Raw genomic sequence first — 22,185 nt, forward strand, 5'->3', positions numbered from 1 at the left:
GTACCTTGAGCAAGATCGACACGCAACCGGTGATCATGGCGGGCGGCAGCGGCACGCGGCTGTGGCCGCTGTCCCGCGCCGGTTATCCCAAGCAGTTCCTGGTGCTGAACGGCAACACCAGCCTGTTCCAGCAGGCCGCGGACCGCCTGGCCACGCTCGGTGCCGAGGACATCGCGGTGAAGCCGCCGATCGTCGTCGGCAACGAGGAACACCGCTTCATGGTGCTGGACCAGCTGCGCGAGCAGCGGCTCGCGCCCAGCGCCGTCCTGCTGGAGCCGGTCGGCCGCAACACCGCGCCGGCGATCACGCTGGCGGCGCTGCAGGCGCTGGAAGGCGGCGAGGACCCGGTGCTGGTCGTCACGCCGGCCGACCAGACGGTCACCGACGGCCCGGCCTTCACCGCCGCGCTGCAGGACGCGGTGCGCCAGGCCAGCGGCGGCGCCATCGTCATCCTCGGCATCACGCCCGACCGGCCCGAGACCGGCTACGGCTACATCCGCGCCGGCGCCGAAGGCACCGGCCTGCGCGTCGAGGCCTTCGTCGAGAAGCCCGATGCCGCGACCGCGCAGAAGTACGTCGACCAGGGCGGCTACTACTGGAACAGCGGCATGTTCGTGCTGCGCGCCAGCGTCTGGCTGAAGGCGCTGCAGCAGTTCCGCCCCGACATCGACCAGGCCACGCGCGTGGCCTTCGGCGGCAAGGCGGTGGACGGTCCCTTCGTGCGCCCGGCCAAGGACGCCTTCGCGGCCGTGCCGTCGGAATCGATCGACTACGCCGTGATGGAGCGCTGCCCCGGCAGCCCGGTCGCGCTGCGCATGGTGCCGCTGGACGCCGGATGGAACGACCTGGGCGCCTGGGAAGCGGTCTGGCAGGTGGCGGAGAAGGATGCCGCCGGCAACGCCAGCCGCGGCGACGCGATCATCGCGGACAGCCGCAACACGCTGGTGCATGCGACCAGCCGGCTGGTCTCGGCGGTGGGGCTGGACAACATCGTCGTCGTCGAAACGCCGGACGCGGTGCTGGTCGCGGACCGCAGCAAGAGCCAGGACGTCAAGAAGATCGTCAGCCAGTTGACCGCCGCCCAGCGCGACGAGCAGAACCTGCATCGCAAGGTGCACCGCCCCTGGGGCTGGTACGACAGCATCGACATGGGCGAGCGCTTCCAGGTCAAGCGCATCATGGTCAAGCCCGGCGCCTCGCTGAGCCTGCAGATGCACCACCACCGCGCCGAACACTGGATCGTGGTGCAGGGCACCGCCGAGATCGTCAACGGCGACAAGACCTTGCTGCTGACCGAGAACCAGTCGACCTACATCCCGCTGGGCCAGGTGCACCGCCTGTCCAACCCGGGCAAGGTGCCGCTGGAGATCATCGAGGTCCAGTCCGGCTCCTACCTGGGCGAGGACGACATCGTGCGCTACCAGGACACCTACGGCCGGAACTGAGGCCGGCCTCCCCCGCAACGGGGGAGCCCCCACCACCCAGGGGGCCCGGGTCGGCAGCCGGGCGAAAGTCGGATACAAAGCCGTCCTGAGAGGGAATCCACGAACGCCCGGTCGGCAACGCCCGGGCGTTCCGCGCATTCAGCCCCGTTCACAAGAGTTCAGAGCGCAACGCCGCTACAGGAGAAGGCCGTGTCCGTGATTGCCGTCGTCGGATTGGGATATGTGGGACTGCCGCTGGTGGTCGAGTTCGGCAAGCACGGCCGCACGATCGGCTTCGACATCGCGGTGGACAAGGTCGAGAAATGCCGCGCCGGCACCGACCCCTCGCGCGAACTGAGCGACGAGGAAGTCCGCGCCGCCGTCCACGCCGAATACCACAGCGACCCGGCCTGCCTGGCCGAGGCCGACGTCATCATCGTGGCCGTGCCCACGCCGGTGGACGAGGCCAAGATCCCCGACTTCCGGCCGCTGGTCGGCTCGTCCACCAGCGTGGGCCGGCACATGAAGCGCGGCGCGGTCGTCGTGTACGAATCGACCGTCTATCCCGGTGCGACCGAGGAGGTCTGCATCCCGGTGCTGGAGCGCGAATCCGGCTTCAAGTGGAAGCAGGACTTCTTCGTCGGCTACAGCCCCGAGCGGATCAATCCGGGCGACAAGGACCACACGCTGACGAAGATCCTCAAGATCGTCTCCGGCGACACGCCCGAGACACTGGAGATCGTCGCCAGGACCTACGAGCGCATCATCGTGCCGGGCGTGCACCGCGCCTCCAGCATCAAGACGGCCGAGGCGGCCAAGGTCATCGAGAACACCCAGCGCGACCTGAACATCGCGCTGATGAACGAGCTGGCGATCATCTTCGAGCGTCTGGGCCTGGACACCTCCGAGGTGCTGGAGGCCGCCGGCACGAAGTGGAACTTCCTGAAGTTCAAGCCGGGCCTGGTCGGCGGCCACTGCATCGGCGTGGACCCCTACTACCTCACGCACAAGGCCGACATGCTGGGCTACCACCCGCAGGTCATCCTGGCGGGCCGGCGCATCAACGACGGCATGGGCAAGTTCATCGCCGAGCAGACCATCAAGCAGATGATCGCCGCGGGCTCGCCGATCAAGGGGGCCAAGGTCAACGTGCTGGGCCTGACCTTCAAGGAGGACTGCGGCGACCTGCGCAACTCCAAGGTGATCGACATCATCCGCGAGCTCAAGACCTACGGCGTGGAGGTCTTCGTCACCGACCCGGCGGCCGAGGCTGACGAAGCCATGCATGAATACGGCGTGCGGCTGCACGCCTTCGACACCCTGCCCCGCGCCGATGCCATCGTCGCGGCGGTGGCGCACCGCGAATACAAGGCCCTGGGCGCGCAGGCGCTCGCCGCCAAGGTCGTCCCGGGCGGCGCCTTCATCGACGTGAAGGCTGCCTTTAGCAGCGACAATTTGCGCGCCGCCGGCCTCAAGGTCTGGCGGCTGTAAGCACGGACGGCGCGTCGACCCCCTCGATGCGCCGCGCCGGACCGGGGCCTCGGGGCCCCCAAAGACATTTCAGGGAAGTTCCATGACGATCCTCGTCACCGGCGGTGCCGGATTCATCGGCAGCAATTTCGTGCTCGACTGGTTCAAGACCTCGGACGAGCCGGTCGTGAACCTGGACGCCCTCACCTACGCGGGCAACCTCGAGAACCTGGCCTCGCTGAAGGACGACGCGCGCCATGTCTTCGTCAAGGGCGACATCTGCGACCGCGCGCTCGTCGACCAGCTGCTGGCCAAGCACCGCCCGCGCGCGATCGTGCACTTCGCGGCCGAGTCCCACGTCGACCGCTCCATCCACGGCCCCGGCGCCTTCATGCGCACCAATGTCGAGGGCACCTTCACGCTGCTGGAGGCCGCGCGCGGCTACTGGAGCGCGCTGGAGGGCGAGGCCAAGGCGGCCTTCCGCTTCCATCACGTCTCCACCGACGAGGTCTACGGCTCGCTGAAGGCCGAGGACCCGCCCTTCGCCGAGACGAATCCCTACGAGCCCAACAGCCCGTACTCGGCCTCCAAGGCGGCCAGCGACCACCTGGTCCGCGCCTGGCACCACACCTACGGCCTGCCGGTGGTGACGACCAACTGCTCCAACAACTACGGGCCGTATCACTTCCCCGAGAAGCTGATCCCGCTGATGATCGTCAACGCGCTGGCCGGCAAGCCGCTGCCGGTGTACGGCGACGGCCAGCAGATCCGCGACTGGCTCTACGTCACCGACCACTGCTCGGGCATCCGCGCGGTGCTGGCCGGCGGCACGCTGGGCGAGACCTACAACATCGGCGGCTGGAACGAGAAGGCCAACATCGACATCGTGAAGACGGTGTGCGCCCTGCTCGACGAACTGCGCCCCGATCCCGCCGGCCCCTACTCGCGGCTCATCACCTACGTGAAGGACCGCCCCGGCCACGACCGCCGCTACGCGATCGACGCCCGCAAGATCGAGCGCGACCTGGGCTGGCGCCCCGCCGAGACCTTCGAGACCGGCATCCGCAAGACGGTGCAGTGGTACCTGGCCAACGAGGACTGGGCCTCGCGCGTGCTCTCGGGCGCGTACCGCGAGTGGGTCTCGAAGCAATACGGCGCCTGAGCGCCCGGGCAGGACATCGGCATGAAGATTCTGCTGCTCGGAAAGAACGGCCAGCTCGGCTGGGAACTGCAACGCGCGCTCGCCCCGCTGGGCGAGTTGGTCGCGCTGGACCGCCATGAGGGCGGCGACCTCGGCGACAGCGAGGCGCTGCGCGCCACGCTGCGCCGCGTGGCGCCCGACGTGATCGTCAATGCCGCGGCCTACACCGCCGTCGACAAGGCCGAGAGCGAGCCCGAGGCCGCGCGCCAGATCAACGCGCTGGCCCCCGGCGTGCTGGCCGAGGAGGCCAAGGCCCGGGGCGCGCTGCTGGTCCATTACTCGACGGACTACGTCTTCGATGGTGCCGGCTCGGACTGGCGCTTCGAGGACGCGCCCACCGGCCCGCTGAGCGTCTACGGCAAGACCAAGCTCGAGGGCGAGCAGCGCATCGCCGCGAGCGGCGCCGATGCGCTGGTGCTGCGCACCAGCTGGGTCTACGCGGCGCGCGGCGGCAACTTCGCCAAGACCATGCTGCGGCTGGCGGCCGAGCGCGAGCAGCTCAAGGTCGTCGCCGACCAGATCGGCGCGCCCACCGGCGCGGACCTGCTGGCCGATGTCACCGCCCACCTGGTCCGCACCACGCTGCGGGACCGCGCGCTGTGCGGCATCTACCACGCCGTGGCGAGCGGCGAGACCAGCTGGCATGCCTACGCCCGGCATGTGCTCGGCCGCGCCCGCGACAAGGGACTGGCGCTGAAGGTGCAGCCCGAGCAGGTCGAGGCGCTGCCCAGCAGCGCCTATCCGACGCCGGCGCCGCGCCCGCTGAACTCGCGCCTGGACAACCACAAGCTGCAGGACCGCTTCGGGCTGGTGCTGCCGCACTGGCAGGTCGGCGTCGACCGCCTGCTCGAAGAAATCCTGTGATCGGAGAGACCGCGATGAGCAACACCCCCCGCAAGGGCATCATCCTGGCCGGCGGTTCCGGCACCCGGCTGCACCCGGCGACGCTGGCCATCAGCAAGCAGCTGCTGCCGGTCTACGACAAGCCGATGGTCTATTACCCGCTCAGCACGCTGATGCTGGCGGGCATGCGCGACATCCTGCTGATCAGCACGCCGCAGGACCTGCCGCGCTTCGAAGCCCTGCTGGGCGACGGCGCGCGCTGGGGCCTGAACCTCCAGTACTGCGTGCAACCCAGCCCGGACGGCCTGGCGCAGGCCTTCGTGCTCGGCAAGGACTTCATCGGCGGCGCGCCCAGCGCGCTGGTGCTGGGCGACAACATCTTCTACGGCCACGACTTCGCCGGCCTGCTGGACAGCGCCGATGCGCAGACCGACGGCGCCACCGTCTTCGCCTACCACGTGCACGATCCGGAGCGTTATGGCGTGGTCGAGTTCGACGCCGCCCAGCGCGCGGTCAGCATCGAGGAAAAGCCCAAGGCGCCCAAGAGCAACTACGCGGTGACCGGCCTGTACTTCTACGACCGCCAGGTCTGCGACATCGCCGCCGACATCAAGCCCAGCCCGCGCGGCGAGCTCGAGATCACCGACGTCAACGCCCGCTACCTCGCGCAGCAGCAGCTGCGCGTCGAGATCATGGGCCGCGGGTACGCCTGGCTGGACACCGGCACGCATGACAGCCTGATGGAAGCCGGCCAGTTCATCGCGACGCTGGAGAAGCGCCAGGGCCTGAAGGCCGCCTGCCCGGAGGAGATCGCCTACCGCAAGGGCTGGATCACGGCCGAGCAGCTGGAGAAGCTGGCGCAGCCGATGCTCAAGAACGGATATGGCCAGTACCTGAAGCAGGTGCTCAACGAACAGGTGTTCTGATGAATGTGATCCCGACCGCGCTGCCCGAGGTGCTGATCATCGAGCCGAAGGTCTTCGGCGATGCGCGTGGCTTCTTCATGGAGAGCTGGACCGAGCCGAAGTTCAACGCCGCCTGCGGCTACGACGTGCGCTTCGTGCAGGACAATCATTCGCGCTCCAGCCAGGGCGTGCTGCGCGGCCTGCACTTCCAGCTGCCGCCGCATGCGCAGGGCAAGCTGGTGCGCTGCACCGCCGGCGCGGTGTTCGACGTGGCCGTCGACATGCGCCGCTCCAGCCCCAACTTCGGCAAGTGGGCCGGCGTCGAGCTCACCGGCGAGAACCACCGCCAGCTCTGGATCCCGCCGGGCTTCGCCCACGGCTTCCTGGTGCTGAGCGAGACCGCCGACTTCCTCTACAAGACCACCGACCTCTACGCGCCGCAGGCCGAGGGCTCGGTGCGCTGGGACGATCCGGCCATCGGCATCGACTGGCCGACGCTCGGCGTCGAGTTCAAGCTCGCCGAGAAGGACGCGAAGGCGCCGCTGCTCGCCGACGCGAAGTCCTTCGACTGACCCGCCGATGGCCGCGCCGCTGCTGCACCTGATCGCGGGCGCGCGACCCAACTTCATGAAGCTCGCGCCGCTGGTGCGGGCGCTGCGCGCGGACGGCCGGCTCGACTGGAAGCTGATCCACACCGGCCAGCACCACGACGCCGCGATGAGCGGTGTCTTCTTCGACGAGCTCGGGCTGCCGCCGCCGGACGTCTCGCTGGACTGCCACGGCGGCGGCCACGCGCGGCTGACGGCCGCCATCCTGCAGGCCTATGAGCCGCACCTGCTGGCCGACCGGCCCGCGGCCTGCGTCGTCGTCGGCGATGTCGACTCGACGCTCGCCAGCGCGCTGGCGGCCCGCAAGCTCGGCGTGCCGGTGGCGCATGTCGAGGCCGGCCTGCGCAGCGGCGACATGACCATGCCGGAAGAGATCAACCGTCGCGCCACCGACGCGATCGCGGACTGGCTCTTCACGACCGAGCCGAGCGCCGCCGCCCACCTGCGCCGCGAAGGCCATCCCGACACCCGCATCGTCGAGGTCGGCCATGTGATGGTCGACAACCTGCTGTTCCAGCTCGACCGCCTGGAGGCCGGCGACGCCCCGGCCCGGGCCGCCGAGGCCGCGGCGCTCGCCGCGCTCGACGCGGCCGGCGCCCGGCATGCGATCGCTGGCCGTTTCGGCGTGGTCACGCTGCACCGGCCGTCCAACGTCGACGAGCCGGCCCAGCTCGCGGCACTGATGGGCGCGCTGGGCACGCTCGCCGGGCGGCTGCCGCTGCTCTTCCCGGTCCATCCGCGCACCCGCGACCGGCTGGCGGCGCTGGGCCTGGCGCCCACGCCGGGCCTGCACCTGCTGCCGCCGCTGCCTTACCGTCCCTTCCTGGCGCTGTGGCGCCGCGCCGCGCTGGTACTCACCGACAGCGGCGGCCTGCAGGAGGAAACCACCGCGCTGGGCATCCCCTGCCTCACCGTGCGCGACAACACCGAGCGGCCGGTGACGGTGGACCTGGGCACCAACCGCATCGCCGGCACCGACGCCGCGCGCGTCCTGGCGCTGGCAGGGCAGCGACTGGACGAGCTCGACGCCGCCGGCACGGGCACCGCCCCGGTGCGCCGCCCCCCGCTGTGGGACGGCCGGTCGGCCGCGCGCATCGTCGAGCGCCTGGCGACGGATCTGCTCCGCTGAGCCTCCCCCCGCGTTCCGGGGGTCTGCCACCGGAAGTTGTCACGCTGGCGTGAAGCCGGGCGGGGTCGCGGGCGTACAGTTGCGGCCTCACGCGCTCAGAGAAGCGCCGGGCATGGGCAGAGGGAGATCGCCATGGATGTTTCAACCGCCTCCACCGGGGAGGCGCACCGCCCCGGCATCGCCGGCGCAGCGGATCTGGACCTCGACAGGACCCGCGCGACGCTGATGGTCCTGGGCATCGCCCTGCACACCGCGGATGTCTTCATCACCTCGGGCGACTGGCTGGTCGCCGACAGCCACCGCAGCGCTTTCTTCGACGCCCTGGTCGCGCTGATCCACAGCTTCCGGGTGCCCGGCTTCTTCCTGCTGTCGGGCCTGCTCTTCGCCGGCAGCCTGCGCCGCCACGCCACGCCCGACCTGCTCGTGCGCCAGCTGCTGCGCCTGGGGGTGCCGCTGCTGAGCTGCTGGCTGCTGCTCAACGGCGCGCAGCAGGCACTGCTCGCCTGGCAACGGGGCGCCGATCCCTGGGCGGCGCTGGACGGCCTGGCCGCCCCGGTGTTCCACCTCTGGTTCCTGCGCGACCTGCTGGTGCTGAACCTGCTGGTGCTCGCCGCCTGGGCCATCGCCCAGGGCCGGCATCGCCGCGCCGCCCGGACCGCCGCCCGCAGCCCCGGGCGCTTCGCCGCCTGGCTCGCGCGTGCCGGCGACGCCGGGCCGGCGCACTGGCTGTCGGTGGCGCTGGCCGGCGCGCTGCTGGGCCATGCCTTGATCCTCGCCGTCCGGCTGACCGGCATCGCCTACGAGGCCGGCCCGGGCGACCTGACGCTGTTCAACCTGGCCTTCTACGCGCCGCTGTTCCTCGCCGGCCTGGCGCTGTGGCATCGCCCGGCCTGGCTGCGGGCGTGGCTGTCGACGCCGCTCTGGCTGCTGCCGGTGGCCGCCTTCGCGGCCAACTGGGGCGACGCGGCCAGCGCCACGCTGCCGCATCCGCTGGCCCGCGAGGCGGCACTGGCGGTGGAACTGCTGGGCATCTGGATCGCGACCGGGGCCGCCGTGGGCGCGCTGGCGCGCTGGCGCACCGGCCCGCGCGGCTGGCTCGGCCGCATGCTCGCCGAGGCGAGCTACACGATCTTCCTCGTCCACCACCTGCTGGTGGTGGCGCTGGCGCTGCTGCTGCTGCCGCTCGATTGGCCGGCGGCGGTCAAGTTCCCGATCATCGCGCTGGCCACGCTGGCGCTGAGCCTGGCGATCCACCGCTGGCTGGTGCGGCCCTTCGCCCTCATGCGGCTGCTCTTCAACGGCCGCACGCCCGCCCCCCAGGGCGAGCGCCCGGTCACGCCCGCGCCGGGCCGCGCCCGATCCGGCGCTTGATCCGGCGCCGGCCCACGCGGCCGGGGGCCGCGGCGGTCAGTGGGTGTCCAGGACCGGGAAGCCCTTGACCAGGTCGTCGATCGCCTTGACCTGCTCCAGAAAGGGCTTGAGCTGCGACAGCCGCAGCGCGCTGGGGCCGTCGCACAGCGCCTTCTCGGGCTCGGGATGGGCCTCCAGGAACAGGCCGGCCAGGCCGATCGCCATGCCGGCGCGGGCCAGCTCGGTCACCTGGCCGCGGCGGCCGCCCGAGGCGGCGGCGCCGGACTCGCGCTGCTGCAGCGCATGGGTCACGTCGAAGATCACCGGCTTGCCGCCGCTGACCTGCTTCATCACGCCGAAGCCCAGCATGTCCACGACCAGGTTGTCGTAGCCGAACTGGGCGCCGCGGTCGCACAGCATCACGTTCGGATTGCCGCCTTCCTCGAACTTCTCGACGATGTTCTTCATCTGCGGCGGGCTGACGAACTGCGGCTTCTTGATGTTGATCACCCGGCCGGTCTTCGCGAGCGCGATCACCAGGTCGGTCTGGCGGGCCAGGAAGGCCGGCAGTTGCAGCACGTCGCAGACGGCGGCCACCTCGGCCGCCTGGTGGGGTTCGTGCACGTCGGTCAGCACCGCGACGCCATGCGCCTTCTTGACCGCCTCGAAGATCTTCAGGCCGGCGTCCAGGCCCGGGCCGCGGTAGCTCTTGATCGAGGACCGGTTGGCCTTGTCGAAGGACGCCTTGAAGACGTAGGGAATGCCCAGTTCCCGGGTCACGCGCAGGTATTCGCCGCACACGTCGACCGCGAACTGCTCCGACTCCAGCACGTTGACACCGCCGAACAGCACGAACGGCCGGGCGTTGTCGACCACGATGTCATTGATCTTGACCATCTCGATTCCGATTCCCTGAGGCGAAGGCGCGGAGTATCCCATAGGCCCCTTTGGCGACCGGCCGCCCCCCCGGCCGCCTCGTCCCCCTCGTTGAGGGGCCGGCATCGACCGGCCCGCCCACCCGTCGAGGGCCCGTCGGGAATCGGCTGACACGGCCTTCAGCGGCTTGCCTTCCCGAGTTTCGTGCGACGTCCGATGTTTTGTTTCGAATATCGAACCCGAGTATCTCGGGCTCGAGGACGGGTATGTAACGACGGGCAATAACCCCTCGATCCGAGACATCCGTCAGGTTGTCAATCCTTGACCTGGATGTTTCAAAGAGTACCTCACCGCGGCTGCCCAATATTCCCGGAATCACCTCCGCGCGGCCGGCCTCTGCGCTGGAAATGAGCCCATAGGACTCCGCATACTGAGTCATGGCCGCAACACCTGCTCCACGGGGCGGGAATGAAGCAGTCAGTTTCCGCGGTGCCAACATCCAGTAACAAGAGTCCCGCCGAAGGCTGCGATACGCAGCGTCGGCGCACAAGAAGAAGAGATCGCCGGCATTTACTCGTCAACGCGCTCCGCGCATTTTCAGCAGTTCGAAACACCATGACGAAAACCTCTTCTTCCTTTGGAATCTCCGCCGGCCTGAACGCCTGCGCGCTCGCCGCCAGCCTGCTGCTGGCCGGTTGCGGCGGCGGGGGCGGCAGCAGCGCCGCCGGCGTCGCGCCGCTGGCCCTGGAGACGCCGCCGACCGCCGCCTCCACCCCGGTCTCGGTCGCCACGACGCCCGCCTCGCCGGCCAGCGAGGCCGTCGCCGGTGTCGCCGTCCTGGCCGCCGACACCATCGCCCGTGCCTCCGCGACCGCCGCCTGCACGTCGGGCAACTTCGGCAGCTTCCAGCGCCCGTTCAGCCCGGATTCGCCGTGGAACAGCCGCCCGGTGTCGCCGGTTCTGGGCAGCGCGACCATCCCGACCGCCCTCTACACCCCGACCGTCGCCGCCGGCGCCTGGTCGAGCGCCGCCTTCGAGGGCACCGCCGAGGATCCGCCGATGGTGGTGACCGGCGCCACCACGCAGGGCGTCTGGGATCCGGACAGCGAGGTCTACCGCCCGAGCGTCACGATCGCGCACTGGCCGGCCGAGACCACGCCGGCCACCGGCACCGACGGCCATGCCGAGGTGGTCGACACGACCACCGGCATCGTCCACTCGTTCTGGGGCCTGAAGCAGGTCAACGGCGCCTGGGTCGCCAAGCAGTACGCCTGGACGCCGCTGGCCGGCCGGGGCATGGGCGACCCCTCGCACTACTACCAGGGCGCGCGCGCCGCGGGCGTCTCGACGCTGGGCGGTCTGATCCGCGTCGCCGAGGCCAATGACGGCGACACCATGTTCCGCCACGCGCTGGCGATGTCGCTGGATGCCACCGGCCTGAGCGCCGCCCCGACCTACCGCTTCCCGGCCACCTCGGCCGACAGCAATGCGGGCACGACCAACAGCGGCCAGATCCCGATGGGCGCGCTGATGATGCTGCCGGCCAGCTTCAACGCGCAGGCCCTGGCCACGCCCGAGCTGCGCAAGGTCGCCGAGACGCTCAAGGCCTACGGCGCCTACGTGGTGGACCGCAACACCGGCACGCCCTTCGTCGTCTACGTCGAGATCGGCGCCGACTTCAAGCTGCATCGCAACGGCTGGAGCAATGCCACCGCCAACGACCTCAACCTGATCCGCGCCGCGCTGCGCCCGCTGCAAGACGCCGCGGGCTGGGTCGACGGCAACGGCGCCGCTTCGTCCACGGTGACCAGCACCGCGCTGAACCTGCTGTCGATGCGCGGCGCCTGGTGGCGCACCAAGGGCACCGTCAGCGGCGAGTTCGACACCTGGCGCCAGGCGCTGGTGTTCCCCGCCACGACGACGCTGATCGAGCAGGCCAATGCCACCGGCCGCGCGATGAACCCGGTCACCTGGGCCACGCCGGTGGCGGGCGACACCTTCCGGCTGGACGTCGACGCCAGCGGCGGCGCCTCGTTCCGGATGGTCGTCAGCGACAAGACCAGCGGCGCCACCCTGTACGACAGCGGCTATCTGACCGACGGCCAGTCCACCACCCTGGTGTGGCCCAACGTGGCCAGCTTCAAGGTCACCACCTGGGCCCGCAGCGGCGTGGACAACGTCGAGTCGGTCGTGCGCCCGACGCTGGTCAAGACCGGCGGCCCGGCGGGCAGCGTCTGCGCCGGATGATCAGGCGGTCGGCCGCGGCGCCGTGCCGCGGCCGATGGCGTGATGCTCCAGGCCCAGCATCGCCATCGTCGCCGGCTCGTACAGGTTGCGGCCGTCGAAGACCACCGGCTGCTTGAGGTCGCTCCTGATGCGGTCGAAGTCCGGCGTGCGGAACTCCTTCCACTCGGTGATGACGATCAACGCGTCCGAGCCGCTCAGCGCGTGCTCGGCGCGCTCGCAGAAGCTGACGCCGGGCACCTGGCTCAGCAGCTTGGCGGCCTCGCCCATCGCGACCGGGTCGTAGGCCGCCACCGCGGCGCCGCGCCGCGCCAGTTCCTCCACCACCACCAGCGACGGCGCCTCGCGCATGTCGTCGGTGTTGGGCTTGAAGGCCAGGCCCCACAGCGCGAAGCGCCGGCCCGTCAGGTCTTCGCCGAAGCGCGCCACCACCTTGTCGACCAGCACCAGCTTCTGGCGATCGTTGGCTTCCTCGACGGCGTTCAGCACCTTCAGGTCCTGGCCGTGCTCGCGGCCGGTGCGCACCAGCGCCTTGACATCCTTCGGGAAGCACGAGCCGCCATAGCCGGCGCCCGCGTACAGGAACTGGTAGCCGATGCGCGGATCGGAGCCGATGCCGCGGCGCACCAGCTCGATGTCGGCGCCGACCTTCTCGGCCAGCAGCGCCAGCTCGTTCATGAAGCTGATGCGGGTGGCCAGCATCGCGTTGGCGGCGTACTTGGTGAACTCGGCGCTCTTGACGTCCATCACCATCAGCCGGTCGTGGCTGCGGGTGAAGGGCGCATACAGCGCGCGCATCATCAGCGTGGCCTGCTCGTCGTCGGAGCCGACGATGATGCGGTCCGGCTTCATGAAGTCCTCCAGCGCCGCGCCCTCCTTGAGGAACTCGGGGTTGGAGACCACCGCGAAGTTCACGTCCGAACCTCGCGCCTGCAGCGCCCGCGCGATCTCGGCGCGGACCTTGTCGGCGGTGCCCACCGGCACGGTGCTCTTGTCGACGACGACCTTGTAGTCGGTCATGCGCTCGCCGATCGAGCGCGCCGCGGCCAGCACGTACTGCAGGTCGGCCGAGCCGTCCTCGCCCGGCGGCGTGCCCACCGCGATGAACAGCAGCGTGCCGTGCGCGACGGCGGCGTCCACGTCGGTGGTGAACTGCAGCCGGCCGGCGGCGCGGTTGCGCGCCACGACCGCGTCCAGGCCCGGCTCATGGATGGGGATGCCGCCCTCGTTGAGCACGCGGATCTTCTCCGGATTCACATCGAGGCACACCACGTGGTTGCCCATCTCGGCCAGGCAGGCGCCGGTCACGAGGCCGACGTAGCCGGTGCCGATGGTCGTCACTTTCATTCGTTCTCTCCAGCTCGGATGCGTTGGCGGTCCGGCGCGCGGCCGGACGGCGGTCCTCAGACCTTGTAGTAGTCGCGGTACCAGGCGACGAAGCGGCGGATGCCCTCGGGCACCGGCATGGCCGGGCGGAAACCGGTCCAGGCGGCCAGTTCCTCGACGTCCGCATGCGTGGCCGGCACGTCGCCGTCCTGCAGCGGCAGCAGCTCCTTGACCGCTTCGCGGCCGACCGCCTGCTCGATCGCGCCGATGAAGTCCATCAGCGGGATCGGGTCGTGGTTGCCGATGTTGAAGACGCGATAGGGCGCATTCGAGCGCGCCGGGTCGGCGCTCGCCGGGTCATAGGAAGGGTCGGCCGTCGCGGCGCGGTCCAGCACCCGCACCACGCCCTCGGCGATGTCGTCGATGTAGGTGAAGTCGCGGATCATCTTCCCGTGGTTGAAGACCTTGATCGGCTCGCCGGCGAGGATGGCCTTGGTGAACAGGAACAGCGCCATGTCGGGCCGGCCCCACGGCCCGTAGACGGTGAAGAAGCGCAGGCCGGTGGTCGGCAGGCCGAAGAGGTGACTGTAGGTGTGCGCCATCAGCTCGTTGGCCTTCTTGGTCGCGGCGTACAGGCTGACCGGATGGTCCACGCCGTGATGCTCGCTGAACGGCATGTGGGTGTTGCCGCCGTAGACGCTGGAGCTGGACGCGTAGGCCAGGTGCTGCACGCCGGTGTGGCGGCAGCCCTCGAGGATGTTGGTGAAGCCGACGATGTTGGCGTCGATGTAGGCATGCGGGTTGACCAGCGAGTAGCGCACGCCGGCCTGCGCGGCCAGGTGCACGACGCGGTCGAAGCGCTGCTGCTCGAACAGCGCGGCGATGCCGGCGCGGTCCGCCACGTCCATGCGCACGAAGCTGAAACCGGGGTGGCCGCTCAGGCGCGCCAGCCGGGCCTCCTTGAGCGTCGGGTCGTAGTAGTCGTTGAGGTTGTCCAGGCCGACGACCTGGTCGCCGCGGGCCAGCAGGATCTGGCTCACGTGCATGCCGATGAAGCCGGCGGCGCCGGTGACGAGAACTTTCAAACCTGCTCCCCGGGGGTGAGGCGTTGCGAACGGCGCCGATTCTCACCCAGGCGAGTGACGCTGCCGAGTCCGGGGCCCCGCTCAGTCAGGGGTAGGCGCGGGAGGCCGGGGCGGTGGCGCCCGGCTCCGGGGGGAGCGGCGCCGGCGCTGGCGGCGGCGGGCGCAGCGCCCGCTTCAGGCGCGTCAGGCCCTGGTAGGCCCACTGCGGCAGCAGGCTCATCCGCAGCAGCCGGCGGCGCTCGTCGGCGAACGCGCGGGTGTCGCAGGCCTTGAGCACCGCGCGGCCCGCGGCCTTGTCGCCCCACTTGATCTGGTGATGCGCGTGCGAGATGCGGAAGAAGTTGTGGAACTCCTCCATGTCCCGGCCGACCTGCGTCGCCTGCGGATGGGCGCGGCGCCAGGCCTCGCCGGTGTCGAAGAAGACGTACCGGGCCGGCGGCGCATGGCGCACCAGCGCCCGGTCGTCGCCGTCGGCGTGATAGCAGGCGCCGGGCTGGGGATCGAACACGATGGGGCCGGCGAACAGCAGCCGGATCCAGGTGTCGAGGTCCTCGCCCAGGCGGACGCCGACCGGGAAGCCGCCGACTTCCAGCAGCGCTTCCTTGTCCACCATCACCGCCGAGGAACAGACGGGCGAGCCCTGCAGCGCGATCCGGTAGAAGTTCTCCGGCGTCAGCACGACGTGGGGCGCGGTTTCCGAGCGCACGCCAGGCGTGCGCCGGCCGTCGGGCTCGACGATCTCGTAGTTGGTGGCCCAGCCGACCGCGCCCGGATGGGCCAGGCGCAGGCGCCACAGGCGCTCCAGGTGGTCGGGATGCCAGGCGTCGTCGGCGTCGAGGAAGGCCACCAGCGGGCAACGCGACAGCGCCACGCCCTGGTTGCGCGCCGCCGAGACGCCGCCGTTGGGCTGGCGGTGCAGCCGCACGCGCGCGTCGCCACAGGCCTGCACGATGTCGGCGCCGCCGTCGGTGGAGCCGTCGTCGACGACGATGACCTCGATGTCGCGCACCGTCTGGGCGCGCACTGAATCGAGCGCCCGGGCGATCTGCCCGGCCTTGTTGTAGAGGGGGATGACGACGGACAGTCGCGGGTGATCGGACGTGGCGGCCATGGCGGTCTCGGTGGCGGTGGAGCGCGACCGGGAGCCCGTGAGCCCGGTGGGGGTTGGCGCTCCCCGTACAGCCACGGGAGGGGATATCGCCCCGCTGTGGTGCCAGGACGTACGCCAAACGCACCAAAAATGTTAACGCCGCACCAACTCGGCGTCATGCCGGCGCTGTCCCCGAAGGACGGCTCGGCGTACGGCGTCCTCAGCGCGATGCGCGCCGCTCTGCCCGCAGCTGCGGACCCCGGACCGCAGCCCCGGCGTTCAGCGTTCAGCGGACACGGGCGCGGCCGCTGCGGATTCCTGTCGCGGCGGCGCTTGGCCCGCCAGCCGCAGCCGCCAGGCCGGCGGCAACTCGAAGAGCGCCATCCCGGCGCGCCCCTGCACGGCCCGCCACAGCCACCACGGCAGCAGCGTGCCGGCGACCATGCCGGCCACGAGGTGCATCGAGGGGCTGGTGATGCCCAGCACCTTGACCAGCACGATGCGGGTGCCGCTGGCCACCAGGATGTGGGCGAGGAAGACCGCCATCGAGGCTCGCCCCAGCGCCGCCAGCCGATGGCCCCATCCACGCGCGGCGAGCGCCAGCGCCAGGCCCGCGACCAGGGCCACGCCGAGTAGCGCTGCCGCGAGCCGGAGCAGCTTGGGCCACTCGGCGCCCAGCGGCTGCAGCGCCAGGAGCGCGCCGGCCCCGACCAGCACGCCGGCGAGCGCGATCCGCGACACCGTGGCGGGCGTGTCCCGGCGGGCGCCGAGCCAGGCGCCGACGGCGAAGTGGAGCAGATGGCTGGCCACCAGCGCCGCCGGCATCGGCCAGTCCCGCGGCTGGGCCGCCAGCAGCAGCGCGCCGGTCAGGACCAGCGCGCCCACGCCGGCCCTGGGATGGCGTGCACACATCACCAGCGCAATCAGGCTGATGAGGAACAGCGCATAGAGGAACCAGAACTGCGCCCGCGGCGCCCAGCCCAGCGCGAGCACGTCGGCCAGCGCCAGCGGCTGGCTGGTCCAGCGCGACAGCAGCAGCTCGATGCCGCCCTGCAGCAGCGACCACAGGACATAGGGATAAAGCACCGTCGCCACGCGCGTGGCGAGGTAGTCGCGCGGGCCGCGCCGCGTCAGCGAGCCGACGAAGAACCAGCCCGACAGCAGGAAGAACAGCGGCATGTGGAAGGCGTAGATCGCCGTGTCCAGCGCGGTGAACCAGGCGCGGTCCAGCGGGACGCCGCCGTTCACCAGGCCGCGCGCCACATGGCCGTAGACCACCAGCAGGATGCCGATGCCCTTGGCGATGTCGATCCAGTCGGAGCGGGCGGCCGCGCCGCGGCTCGCGCTCGTTCCGGTCGTCGCGGCCGGGGAGGCGGCCAGGGCGGCGGTCGAGGGGACGGCCGCGGAGGTCTCTGGAGTCGTGGCCATCGGGTACTGCTCGTGTCGTCGGACCGCCTCAGCGCGCGTCCAGCACTTCGCGCTTGCGCAGGCCCTGCGCCTGCTTGAGCGCCAGGTAATGCCGGCCCTCGTCGACCATCTTCCGGAAGGCGACCATGTCGCGCGTGCCGATCTGCACGGCCGGGTTGCCGCCCAGGATCGCGCCCGGCGGATGGGACTTGGTGACGACGGCGCCGGCGCCGACGATGGTGCCCTCGCGCAGCGTCACGCCGGGCAGGATCATCGCGCGCATGCCGACCCAGACGAAGCGCTCGATGGTCACCGGACGCAGCAGGTCGACCTCGTCGTAAGGCACCATCGTCGCGTCCTTGTAGCGATGCATCGAGGTCATCACCGCTACGCCGGGCGCGAAGATGACGTGGTCGCCGATGTTCAGCCCGCCCTGTCCGTTGAAGTAGCCCTTGCCTTCGATGTGGACGTGATGCCCGAGCGTGATGCGCTCGGGGAACACGAACTCGTTGCCGCCAGCGATGCCGCAGCCCTCGCCGCGCGCCTTGAACGCGACCTCTCGCGCCGGTCGTCCCAGCAACCGTCGCACCAGTGTCGAGAGCCTTCCCATCGCATCGATCTCCGTTGTCCGTTCATCCCGCTCGCTGCAGCTTGCCGCGGACCTTGCCCATCACCGCCGCGCGGTCCTCCCGGCGCAGGAACAGCGTCCACAGCAGCAGCGCGCCGCCAACGCCCACCGCGCCGGCGCACAGGGCCAGCGCTGGCCAGGAGCCGGGCGTAGCCCAGCGTGACACCGCCAGCGCGGCCGCGAACACCAGGGTGGCCAGGGCCAGGATGGGCAGCGCCTCGCGAGCGAAAGTCCACCACGGCCGCGACAGGATGTGGGCCGCGTACAGCGGCGTGAAGACCAGGTTGCGCAGCAGCAGCACCAGCCCGCCGGCGATCGCGATCCCGTACAACCCCCAGGCGCGCGCCATCGCGATGGCCAGCGCCAGGTTCACCACGCCCGCCACCACCTGGAGGATGCCGGGCACCTTGACATGGTTGGTGGCCAGGCTGACGTTGTGCAGCGGCAGGTAGGCGAGGTTGAGCGCCAGATGGGCGGTGGCCAGCACCATCACACCCCACAGCGGCGCGAACGCCGGTCCCAGCCACACTTGCAGGATCGATTCCGAGAAGCCGCAGACGATGCCGATCGGGATCGCCATCACCAACCCCAGGTGGCGCACCGAGGCGCGGGCGTAGTCGATCATCTCGTCGAGCCGTCCCTGGGCGTGCAGCGTCAGGATGGTCGGTCCGAACACGCCGGACACCACCAGCGCGAAGTTGCGCAGCAGCATCGACCACTGCAGCACCAGCGCGTACTGGCCGCCGGCCGCCGCGCCGACTACCTTGTTGGCCACCAGCAGGTCGATGTTGATCAGCAGCAGCGTGCCGATCTGGCTGATGAACACCCAACCGCCGGTGCCGCCGATCTCCTTGACCATCGGCCAGGAGAAGCCGTCCAGCCGCGGCCGCAGCGCCGGCGCGAGGCGGCGCGAGGCGGCGATCACCACCGCGATCGTGGCCAGCGCGGCGCACAGCACGCTCGCGCCCACATGCCAGAGCCGGGGCGCCGTCAGCTGGAACAGCGCGACGACGACGACCACGCGCGCCACCAGCCCGAGGATGTTGCCCAGGTTCTGCAGGTCGAAGCGGTTGCGGCTGTAGACGACGGACTGGAAGGGCGTGCCCAGCGTGGTCACCGCCAGGCCGCCGACGGTCAGGAAGAACAGCCAACCGGCGTCCCGCTCCCAGCCGGCCGGCACCTCGATCCAGCGCGCGATGTGGGTGAGCAGCGGCAGGCCCAGCACGCACATCAGCAGCCCGACCAGCGCCGCGGCCCACAGCGAGGAGTTGAAGATGCCATTGGCTCGCGCGTCATCGCCGCCACTCATCGCCACCGTGAGATGCCGCCCCACCGCCGCGTTCAGGCCGGCGGTGATGACGTTGAAGTAGCCGGCCACCGTCACCGCCAGCGGCACCAGGCCGTAGGCGGCCACGCCCAGCTGGCGCACCAGGTAGGACACCAGCCACAGCGAGACGACGATGTTCAGCGCGAAGAACGCGACGTTGCTGACCAGGTTGGCCCCGAGCTTGCCCTGCCCCACGTCAGCCCCGCGAGGCTTGCGCCGAAGGCGCCGCACCGGTCGCCGCGCCGCGCCGCCGCAGCGTCGCCTGCAGCCGGCCCAGCGCGCGGTACAGCGGCTGCGGCAGCAGGCTCATGCGCAGCAGCCGGTCGCGCTCGGCCGCGAAGGCGCGCGTGCGGCAGCTCTTGAGCACGGCCCGGCCCGCCGCCTTGTCGCCCCACTTGATCTGGTGATGCGCATGCGCCAGCCGGAAGAAGTCGTGGAAGGCCTCGATGTCCTGCGCCACCTGCGTCGCCTCGGGATGCGCGCGCATCCAGGCCTCGTCGGTGTCGAAGAACACGTAGCGCGCCGGCGGCGGGTTGCGCAGCAGCGCGCGGTCGTCGCCGTCGGCGTGATAGAAGGCGCCGGGCCGCGCGTCGAAGGCGATCGGGCCCGAGAACAGCAGCCGGATCCAGGTGTCCAGGTCCTCCCCCAGCCGCACGCCGGCCGGGAACCCACCCACCCGCCGCAGCGCGTCGCGGTCCACCGCCACCGCCGACGAGAACACCGGCGTGCCATGCCGCGCGATGCGGAAGAAGTTCTCCGGCGTCAGCACCACCCGCGGCTCGGTCACGCACTGCACGCCGGGCGTCAGGCCGCCGTCCAGGTCCACCACGTGGTAGTTCATCGCCCAGGCCACCGTGCCCGGATACGCGGCGCGCAATTGCCAGATCCGCTCGAGGTGGTCGGGATACCAGGCGTCGTCGCCATCGAGAAAGGCCACCACGTCCGCGCGCGCCAGCTCGACGCCGCGATTGCGCGCCACCGACACGCCGCCGTTGGGCTGGCGGTACAGGCGGATGCGCGGATCGGTCTGAGCCGCGACCAGCTCGGCGCCGCGGTCCTTGGAACCGTCGTCGATCACGACGATCTCGAAGTCCTGGAAGGACTGGCCCAGCACCGACGCGAGCGCGCGCTGGATCTGCCCTTCCTTGTTGTAGAGCGGGATGACGACGGAGACGCGCGGGCGGTCGTCGGTGGAAGCGGCATTCATCAGCGTCGTGACGGACATCAGCGGCGACCCTCGCTGTACGGGGCGGCGGTGAAGTTCAGCCGCGCCATCTCGCAGGAGTCCTCGATCGAGCGGGTCCAGGGCGGCGCCGCCCGGCCGCCGACGGCCAGCTTCGCCACGCGCCGCGCGGCCTCGACCGGATCGGCGCTCGCGTCGCCGACCCGCCCTTCGGGCCGGTAGCCGATCTCGTCCAGGAAATCGCCACACTTGCGGTGGTACTCGACCAGGATGAAGGGCACGCCCGCGGTGTAGGCCAGGATGCAGGCATGCAGCCGCACGCCGAAGATCGCGTCGCAGCGCGCCAGCTCGGCATACACCCGCTTCGGATCGGGGTCGTAGGCCAGGCGCTCCACATGCGGGTAGCCGTCCAGCGACGCGATCACCTCGTCGGTGACCGCATCGTCGCCCGAGGCCGCATGGCCGTTGAACACGAAGAAGCGCAGCGCGAAGCCCTCCTGCGCCAGCGCCTTCACGGTCGCCTTGACCGAGTCCACGCGACGGCGCTCGTTCTCCAGATTGCCGTTGCCGTAGTAGCGCTCGACATTGCAGACACTGACGCCGATCACCGGTCGGCCGGCGGGCCGCTCCGGCAGCGCCGGCGCGGGCGCGTCCTTCATCACGTCCAGCATCAGCAGCGCCGGATCGAAGGCCTGGATCACCGGCGTGTCCACGTTCATCGCCTTGACGATCTCGAACGAGGCGCGGTCGCGCACCGCGATGTAGCTCATCTCGCCGATCAGCTTGCGGATCTCGCGCTCGCCCTCGGTCGACTTGAACGGCCCCACCGACACCCCGGCCGCCGCGATCGACTTGCGGCCCACCTTCTGCACCAGCGACTGGCGCAGCAGGTTGACCCACAGCTCCTGCGGCGAGTGCAGCGTCGAGCCGCCGAAATACACCATGTGCCGCGCGCCCAGCCCGGACAGCGTGCGCGACAGCGTCTGCTGGCCCGGGTAGCGGCGTTCGGTCGGGATGATCGCCTGCGCCGGCTGGCTCAGCACCGGCAGCTCGGTGGCGACGAAGGCCAGGTCGCGGGCGCCCCAGTACTTGCGGCTGCCCCAGTCGGCCACGACGCAGAACACGTCGTCGCCGGTGTTGCGGTAGCCGTAATAGCCGTTGAACAGGAAGTCGGTCATGCGGAATCCGGAGAAAGGAAGCAGGTCGGAAGCCGCCCGGGGAGCACGGCGGCGGCTTGGGAAATCGGCAGGGGCGCGGCCCGCGCTCAGACGACGGGATCGCGTCCGCGCCGGCTGGCCGAGCGCCACAGCAGGCCGGCGGCGAACGGAATGCCGTCCACCAGGTAGCGGCGCGCCAGCCGGCCGGGCTCCTGGACCAGGCGGTGCACCCATTCCAGGCCGCTGCGCTGCATCCAGCCGGGCGCGCGCTTCACGTCGCCGGCGACGAAGCTGAAGCTCACGCCCACGCCCAGGTACCAGGCCCGCGGCGCCAGCGCACGCAGCCGCGCGATCAGCTTCTCCTGCTTGGGCGAGCCCAGCCCGATGAACACGATCTGCGGCTGCCAGCCGGTGAGCAGCGTCTCCAGCCGCGCCATCTCCTGCGGCTGCTGCTCGAAGCCGAAGGGCGGGCACAGCGTGCGCACCCGGCCCGCGGCCACCGCCTCCGGGATCAGGCGCGCGGCGGCGGCCTCGGCCGTGCCCTCGTTGCCGCCGATCAGCGCGATGCGCAGCCCCGCGCCGGCGGCGGCGGCCATCAGCGCGACGAACAGGTCGGAGCCGGTCAGCCGCGCCGGCAGCGGCGTGCCCTGCAGCTGGCTGGCCCAGACGATGGGGCGGCCGTCGGCGGTGAAGATGGTGGCGTCCGACACCAGCGCGCGGAAGGCTGGCTCGACACGCCAGCGCCGCAGGATGTCGATGTTGGGCGTCACCACCCAGCCGCCGCGGCCGGCGGCGGCCTCGGCCACGATGTGGCCGGTCAGCTTCGGCACCGTGCTGGCGACGAAGGGCAGGCCGTCGACCTGGATGGTGGGCAGCGTCGTCACAGCCGTCTCGGTCGGCGCGGGGCCGGCGCCCGGCGGGATCGGGGTCAT

General features: G+C 70.9%; 19 protein-coding genes. 9 read left to right on the forward strand and 10 right to left on the reverse strand.

The features are described from left to right. The first annotated feature begins 35 nt into the window (after window positions 1-35). The 8 genes from ACTJKJ_RS19575 (at window position 36) to ACTJKJ_RS19610 (ending at window position 8,951) form a co-directional block, all read left to right on the forward strand. Window positions 36-1,445 carry a mannose-1-phosphate guanylyltransferase/mannose-6-phosphate isomerase gene (locus ACTJKJ_RS19575; RefSeq protein WP_297389800.1) on the forward strand — a complete coding sequence of 470 codons (1,410 nt, stop codon included), beginning with the start codon at window positions 36-38 and terminating at the stop codon, window positions 1,443-1,445. Between the two features lie 189 nt (window positions 1,446-1,634). After that, window positions 1,635-2,915 (forward strand): nucleotide sugar dehydrogenase, encoded by a 1,281-nt coding sequence (locus tag ACTJKJ_RS19580; protein ID WP_440821449.1) that lies wholly within the window; start codon window positions 1,635-1,637, stop codon window positions 2,913-2,915. Between the two features lie 82 nt (window positions 2,916-2,997). Further along, the gene (gene rfbB / locus ACTJKJ_RS19585) at window positions 2,998-4,056 is read left to right on the forward strand and encodes a dTDP-glucose 4,6-dehydratase (protein WP_440821450.1); all 1,059 of its coding nucleotides are present in this window, start codon (window positions 2,998-3,000) and stop codon (window positions 4,054-4,056) included. 21 nt (window positions 4,057-4,077) lie between these two features. Continuing rightward, a complete protein-coding gene (rfbD, locus tag ACTJKJ_RS19590; protein WP_297386097.1) occupies window positions 4,078-4,959 on the forward strand; it encodes a dTDP-4-dehydrorhamnose reductase in 882 nt (293 codons plus the stop codon). A 14-nt stretch (window positions 4,960-4,973) separates the two neighbouring features. Next, entirely contained in the window at window positions 4,974-5,864 is an 891-nt protein-coding gene (gene rfbA / locus ACTJKJ_RS19595; protein WP_440821451.1) for a glucose-1-phosphate thymidylyltransferase RfbA, read from the forward strand. Continuing rightward, window positions 5,864-6,415 (forward strand): dTDP-4-dehydrorhamnose 3,5-epimerase, encoded by a 552-nt coding sequence (gene rfbC / locus ACTJKJ_RS19600; RefSeq protein ID WP_297386101.1) that lies wholly within the window; start codon window positions 5,864-5,866, stop codon window positions 6,413-6,415. The genes rfbA and rfbC overlap by 1 nt, the downstream gene beginning before the upstream one ends. Before the next feature lie 7 nt (window positions 6,416-6,422). Then, complete coding sequence (gene wecB, locus ACTJKJ_RS19605) at window positions 6,423-7,580, forward strand: non-hydrolyzing UDP-N-acetylglucosamine 2-epimerase (RefSeq protein WP_440821452.1); 1,158 nt, start codon at window positions 6,423-6,425, stop codon at window positions 7,578-7,580. 132 nt (window positions 7,581-7,712) lie between these two features. After that, entirely contained in the window at window positions 7,713-8,951 is a 1,239-nt protein-coding gene (locus ACTJKJ_RS19610) for an acyltransferase family protein (RefSeq protein ID WP_440821453.1), read from the forward strand. 36 nt (window positions 8,952-8,987) lie between these two features. Here the strand turns inward: ACTJKJ_RS19610 and kdsA are convergent, their stop codons facing one another. After that, the gene (gene kdsA / locus ACTJKJ_RS19615; RefSeq protein ID WP_183489734.1) at window positions 8,988-9,827 is read right to left on the reverse strand and encodes a 3-deoxy-8-phosphooctulonate synthase; all 840 of its coding nucleotides are present in this window, start codon (window positions 9,825-9,827) and stop codon (window positions 8,988-8,990) included. 594 nt (window positions 9,828-10,421) lie between these two features. Between kdsA and ACTJKJ_RS19620 the strand changes: the two genes are divergently transcribed. Next, complete coding sequence (locus tag ACTJKJ_RS19620) at window positions 10,422-12,053, forward strand: Atrophin-1 multi-domain protein (protein ID WP_440821454.1); 1,632 nt, start codon at window positions 10,422-10,424, stop codon at window positions 12,051-12,053. Here the strand turns inward: ACTJKJ_RS19620 and ACTJKJ_RS19625 are convergent, their stop codons facing one another. The 9 genes from ACTJKJ_RS19625 to ACTJKJ_RS19665 all read right to left on the reverse strand — a co-directional run bounded on the left by ACTJKJ_RS19625 (window position 12,054) and on the right by ACTJKJ_RS19665 (window position 22,185). Continuing rightward, window positions 12,054-13,397 (reverse strand): UDP-glucose dehydrogenase family protein, encoded by a 1,344-nt coding sequence (locus ACTJKJ_RS19625; protein ID WP_297386112.1) that lies wholly within the window; start codon window positions 13,395-13,397, stop codon window positions 12,054-12,056. It lies immediately after the preceding gene. A gap of 56 nt (window positions 13,398-13,453) precedes the next feature. Then, window positions 13,454-14,461, reverse strand: coding sequence for an NAD-dependent epimerase (locus ACTJKJ_RS19630; protein ID WP_440821455.1), 1,008 nt, complete (start codon window positions 14,459-14,461; stop codon window positions 13,454-13,456). A gap of 85 nt (window positions 14,462-14,546) precedes the next feature. After that, a complete protein-coding gene (locus tag ACTJKJ_RS19635; RefSeq protein WP_440821456.1) occupies window positions 14,547-15,572 on the reverse strand; it encodes a glycosyltransferase family 2 protein in 1,026 nt (341 codons plus the stop codon). Window positions 15,573-15,830: 258 nt separating this feature from the next. Continuing rightward, window positions 15,831-16,979, reverse strand: coding sequence for an acyltransferase family protein (locus tag ACTJKJ_RS19640; protein ID WP_297386118.1), 1,149 nt, complete (start codon window positions 16,977-16,979; stop codon window positions 15,831-15,833). Window positions 16,980-17,007: 28 nt separating this feature from the next. Next, entirely contained in the window at window positions 17,008-17,568 is a 561-nt protein-coding gene (locus ACTJKJ_RS19645) for an acyltransferase (protein WP_440821457.1), read from the reverse strand. A gap of 22 nt (window positions 17,569-17,590) precedes the next feature. Further along, on the reverse strand, window positions 17,591-19,108 hold the full coding sequence (locus ACTJKJ_RS19650; protein ID WP_297386122.1) for a lipopolysaccharide biosynthesis protein: 1,518 nt from the start codon (window positions 19,106-19,108) through the stop codon (window positions 17,591-17,593). A gap of 1 nt (window position 19,109) precedes the next feature. Next, window positions 19,110-20,138, reverse strand: coding sequence for a glycosyltransferase family 2 protein (locus tag ACTJKJ_RS19655; protein WP_440821458.1), 1,029 nt, complete (start codon window positions 20,136-20,138; stop codon window positions 19,110-19,112). Beyond that, window positions 20,138-21,274 (reverse strand): polysaccharide pyruvyl transferase family protein, encoded by a 1,137-nt coding sequence (locus ACTJKJ_RS19660; RefSeq protein ID WP_440821459.1) that lies wholly within the window; start codon window positions 21,272-21,274, stop codon window positions 20,138-20,140. The genes ACTJKJ_RS19655 and ACTJKJ_RS19660 overlap by 1 nt, the downstream gene beginning before the upstream one ends. Window positions 21,275-21,360: 86 nt before the next feature. Continuing rightward, a complete protein-coding gene (locus ACTJKJ_RS19665) occupies window positions 21,361-22,185 on the reverse strand; it encodes a WecB/TagA/CpsF family glycosyltransferase (RefSeq protein WP_440821460.1) in 825 nt (274 codons plus the stop codon).

The sequence above is a fragment of the Roseateles sp. 22389 genome (assembly GCF_052044995.1).
Lineage (GTDB): Bacteria > Pseudomonadota > Gammaproteobacteria > Burkholderiales > Burkholderiaceae_C > Roseateles.

What these genes read in the sequence shown, in the direction of transcription:
- ACTJKJ_RS19575 (WP_297389800.1), top strand. Translation starts at nt 36, where the DNA reads ATGGCGGGCGGCAGCGGCACGCGGCTGTGGCCGCTGTCCCGCGCCGGT.
- rfbB (WP_440821450.1), top strand. Translation starts at nt 2,998, where the DNA reads ATGACGATCCTCGTCACCGGCGGTGCCGGATTCATCGGCAGCAATTTC.
- rfbD (WP_297386097.1), top strand. Translation starts at nt 4,078, where the DNA reads ATGAAGATTCTGCTGCTCGGAAAGAACGGCCAGCTCGGCTGGGAACTG.
- rfbA (WP_440821451.1), top strand. Translation starts at nt 4,974, where the DNA reads ATGAGCAACACCCCCCGCAAGGGCATCATCCTGGCCGGCGGTTCCGGC.
- rfbC (WP_297386101.1), top strand. Translation starts at nt 5,864, where the DNA reads ATGAATGTGATCCCGACCGCGCTGCCCGAGGTGCTGATCATCGAGCCG.
- wecB (WP_440821452.1), top strand. Translation starts at nt 6,423, where the DNA reads ATGGCCGCGCCGCTGCTGCACCTGATCGCGGGCGCGCGACCCAACTTC.
- ACTJKJ_RS19610 (WP_440821453.1), top strand. Translation starts at nt 7,713, where the DNA reads ATGGATGTTTCAACCGCCTCCACCGGGGAGGCGCACCGCCCCGGCATC.
- kdsA (WP_183489734.1), bottom strand. Translation starts at nt 9,827, where the DNA reads ATGGTCAAGATCAATGACATCGTGGTCGACAACGCCCGGCCGTTCGTG.
- ACTJKJ_RS19620 (WP_440821454.1), top strand. Translation starts at nt 10,422, where the DNA reads ATGACGAAAACCTCTTCTTCCTTTGGAATCTCCGCCGGCCTGAACGCC.
- ACTJKJ_RS19625 (WP_297386112.1), bottom strand. Translation starts at nt 13,397, where the DNA reads ATGAAAGTGACGACCATCGGCACCGGCTACGTCGGCCTCGTGACCGGC.
- ACTJKJ_RS19635 (WP_440821456.1), bottom strand. Translation starts at nt 15,572, where the DNA reads ATGGCCGCCACGTCCGATCACCCGCGACTGTCCGTCGTCATCCCCCTC.
- ACTJKJ_RS19640 (WP_297386118.1), bottom strand. Translation starts at nt 16,979, where the DNA reads ATGGCCACGACTCCAGAGACCTCCGCGGCCGTCCCCTCGACCGCCGCC.
- ACTJKJ_RS19645 (WP_440821457.1), bottom strand. Translation starts at nt 17,568, where the DNA reads ATGGGAAGGCTCTCGACACTGGTGCGACGGTTGCTGGGACGACCGGCG.
- ACTJKJ_RS19655 (WP_440821458.1), bottom strand. Translation starts at nt 20,138, where the DNA reads ATGTCCGTCACGACGCTGATGAATGCCGCTTCCACCGACGACCGCCCG.
- ACTJKJ_RS19660 (WP_440821459.1), bottom strand. Translation starts at nt 21,274, where the DNA reads ATGACCGACTTCCTGTTCAACGGCTATTACGGCTACCGCAACACCGGC.
- ACTJKJ_RS19665 (WP_440821460.1), bottom strand. Translation starts at nt 22,185, where the DNA reads ATGACCCCGATCCCGCCGGGCGCCGGCCCCGCGCCGACCGAGACGGCT.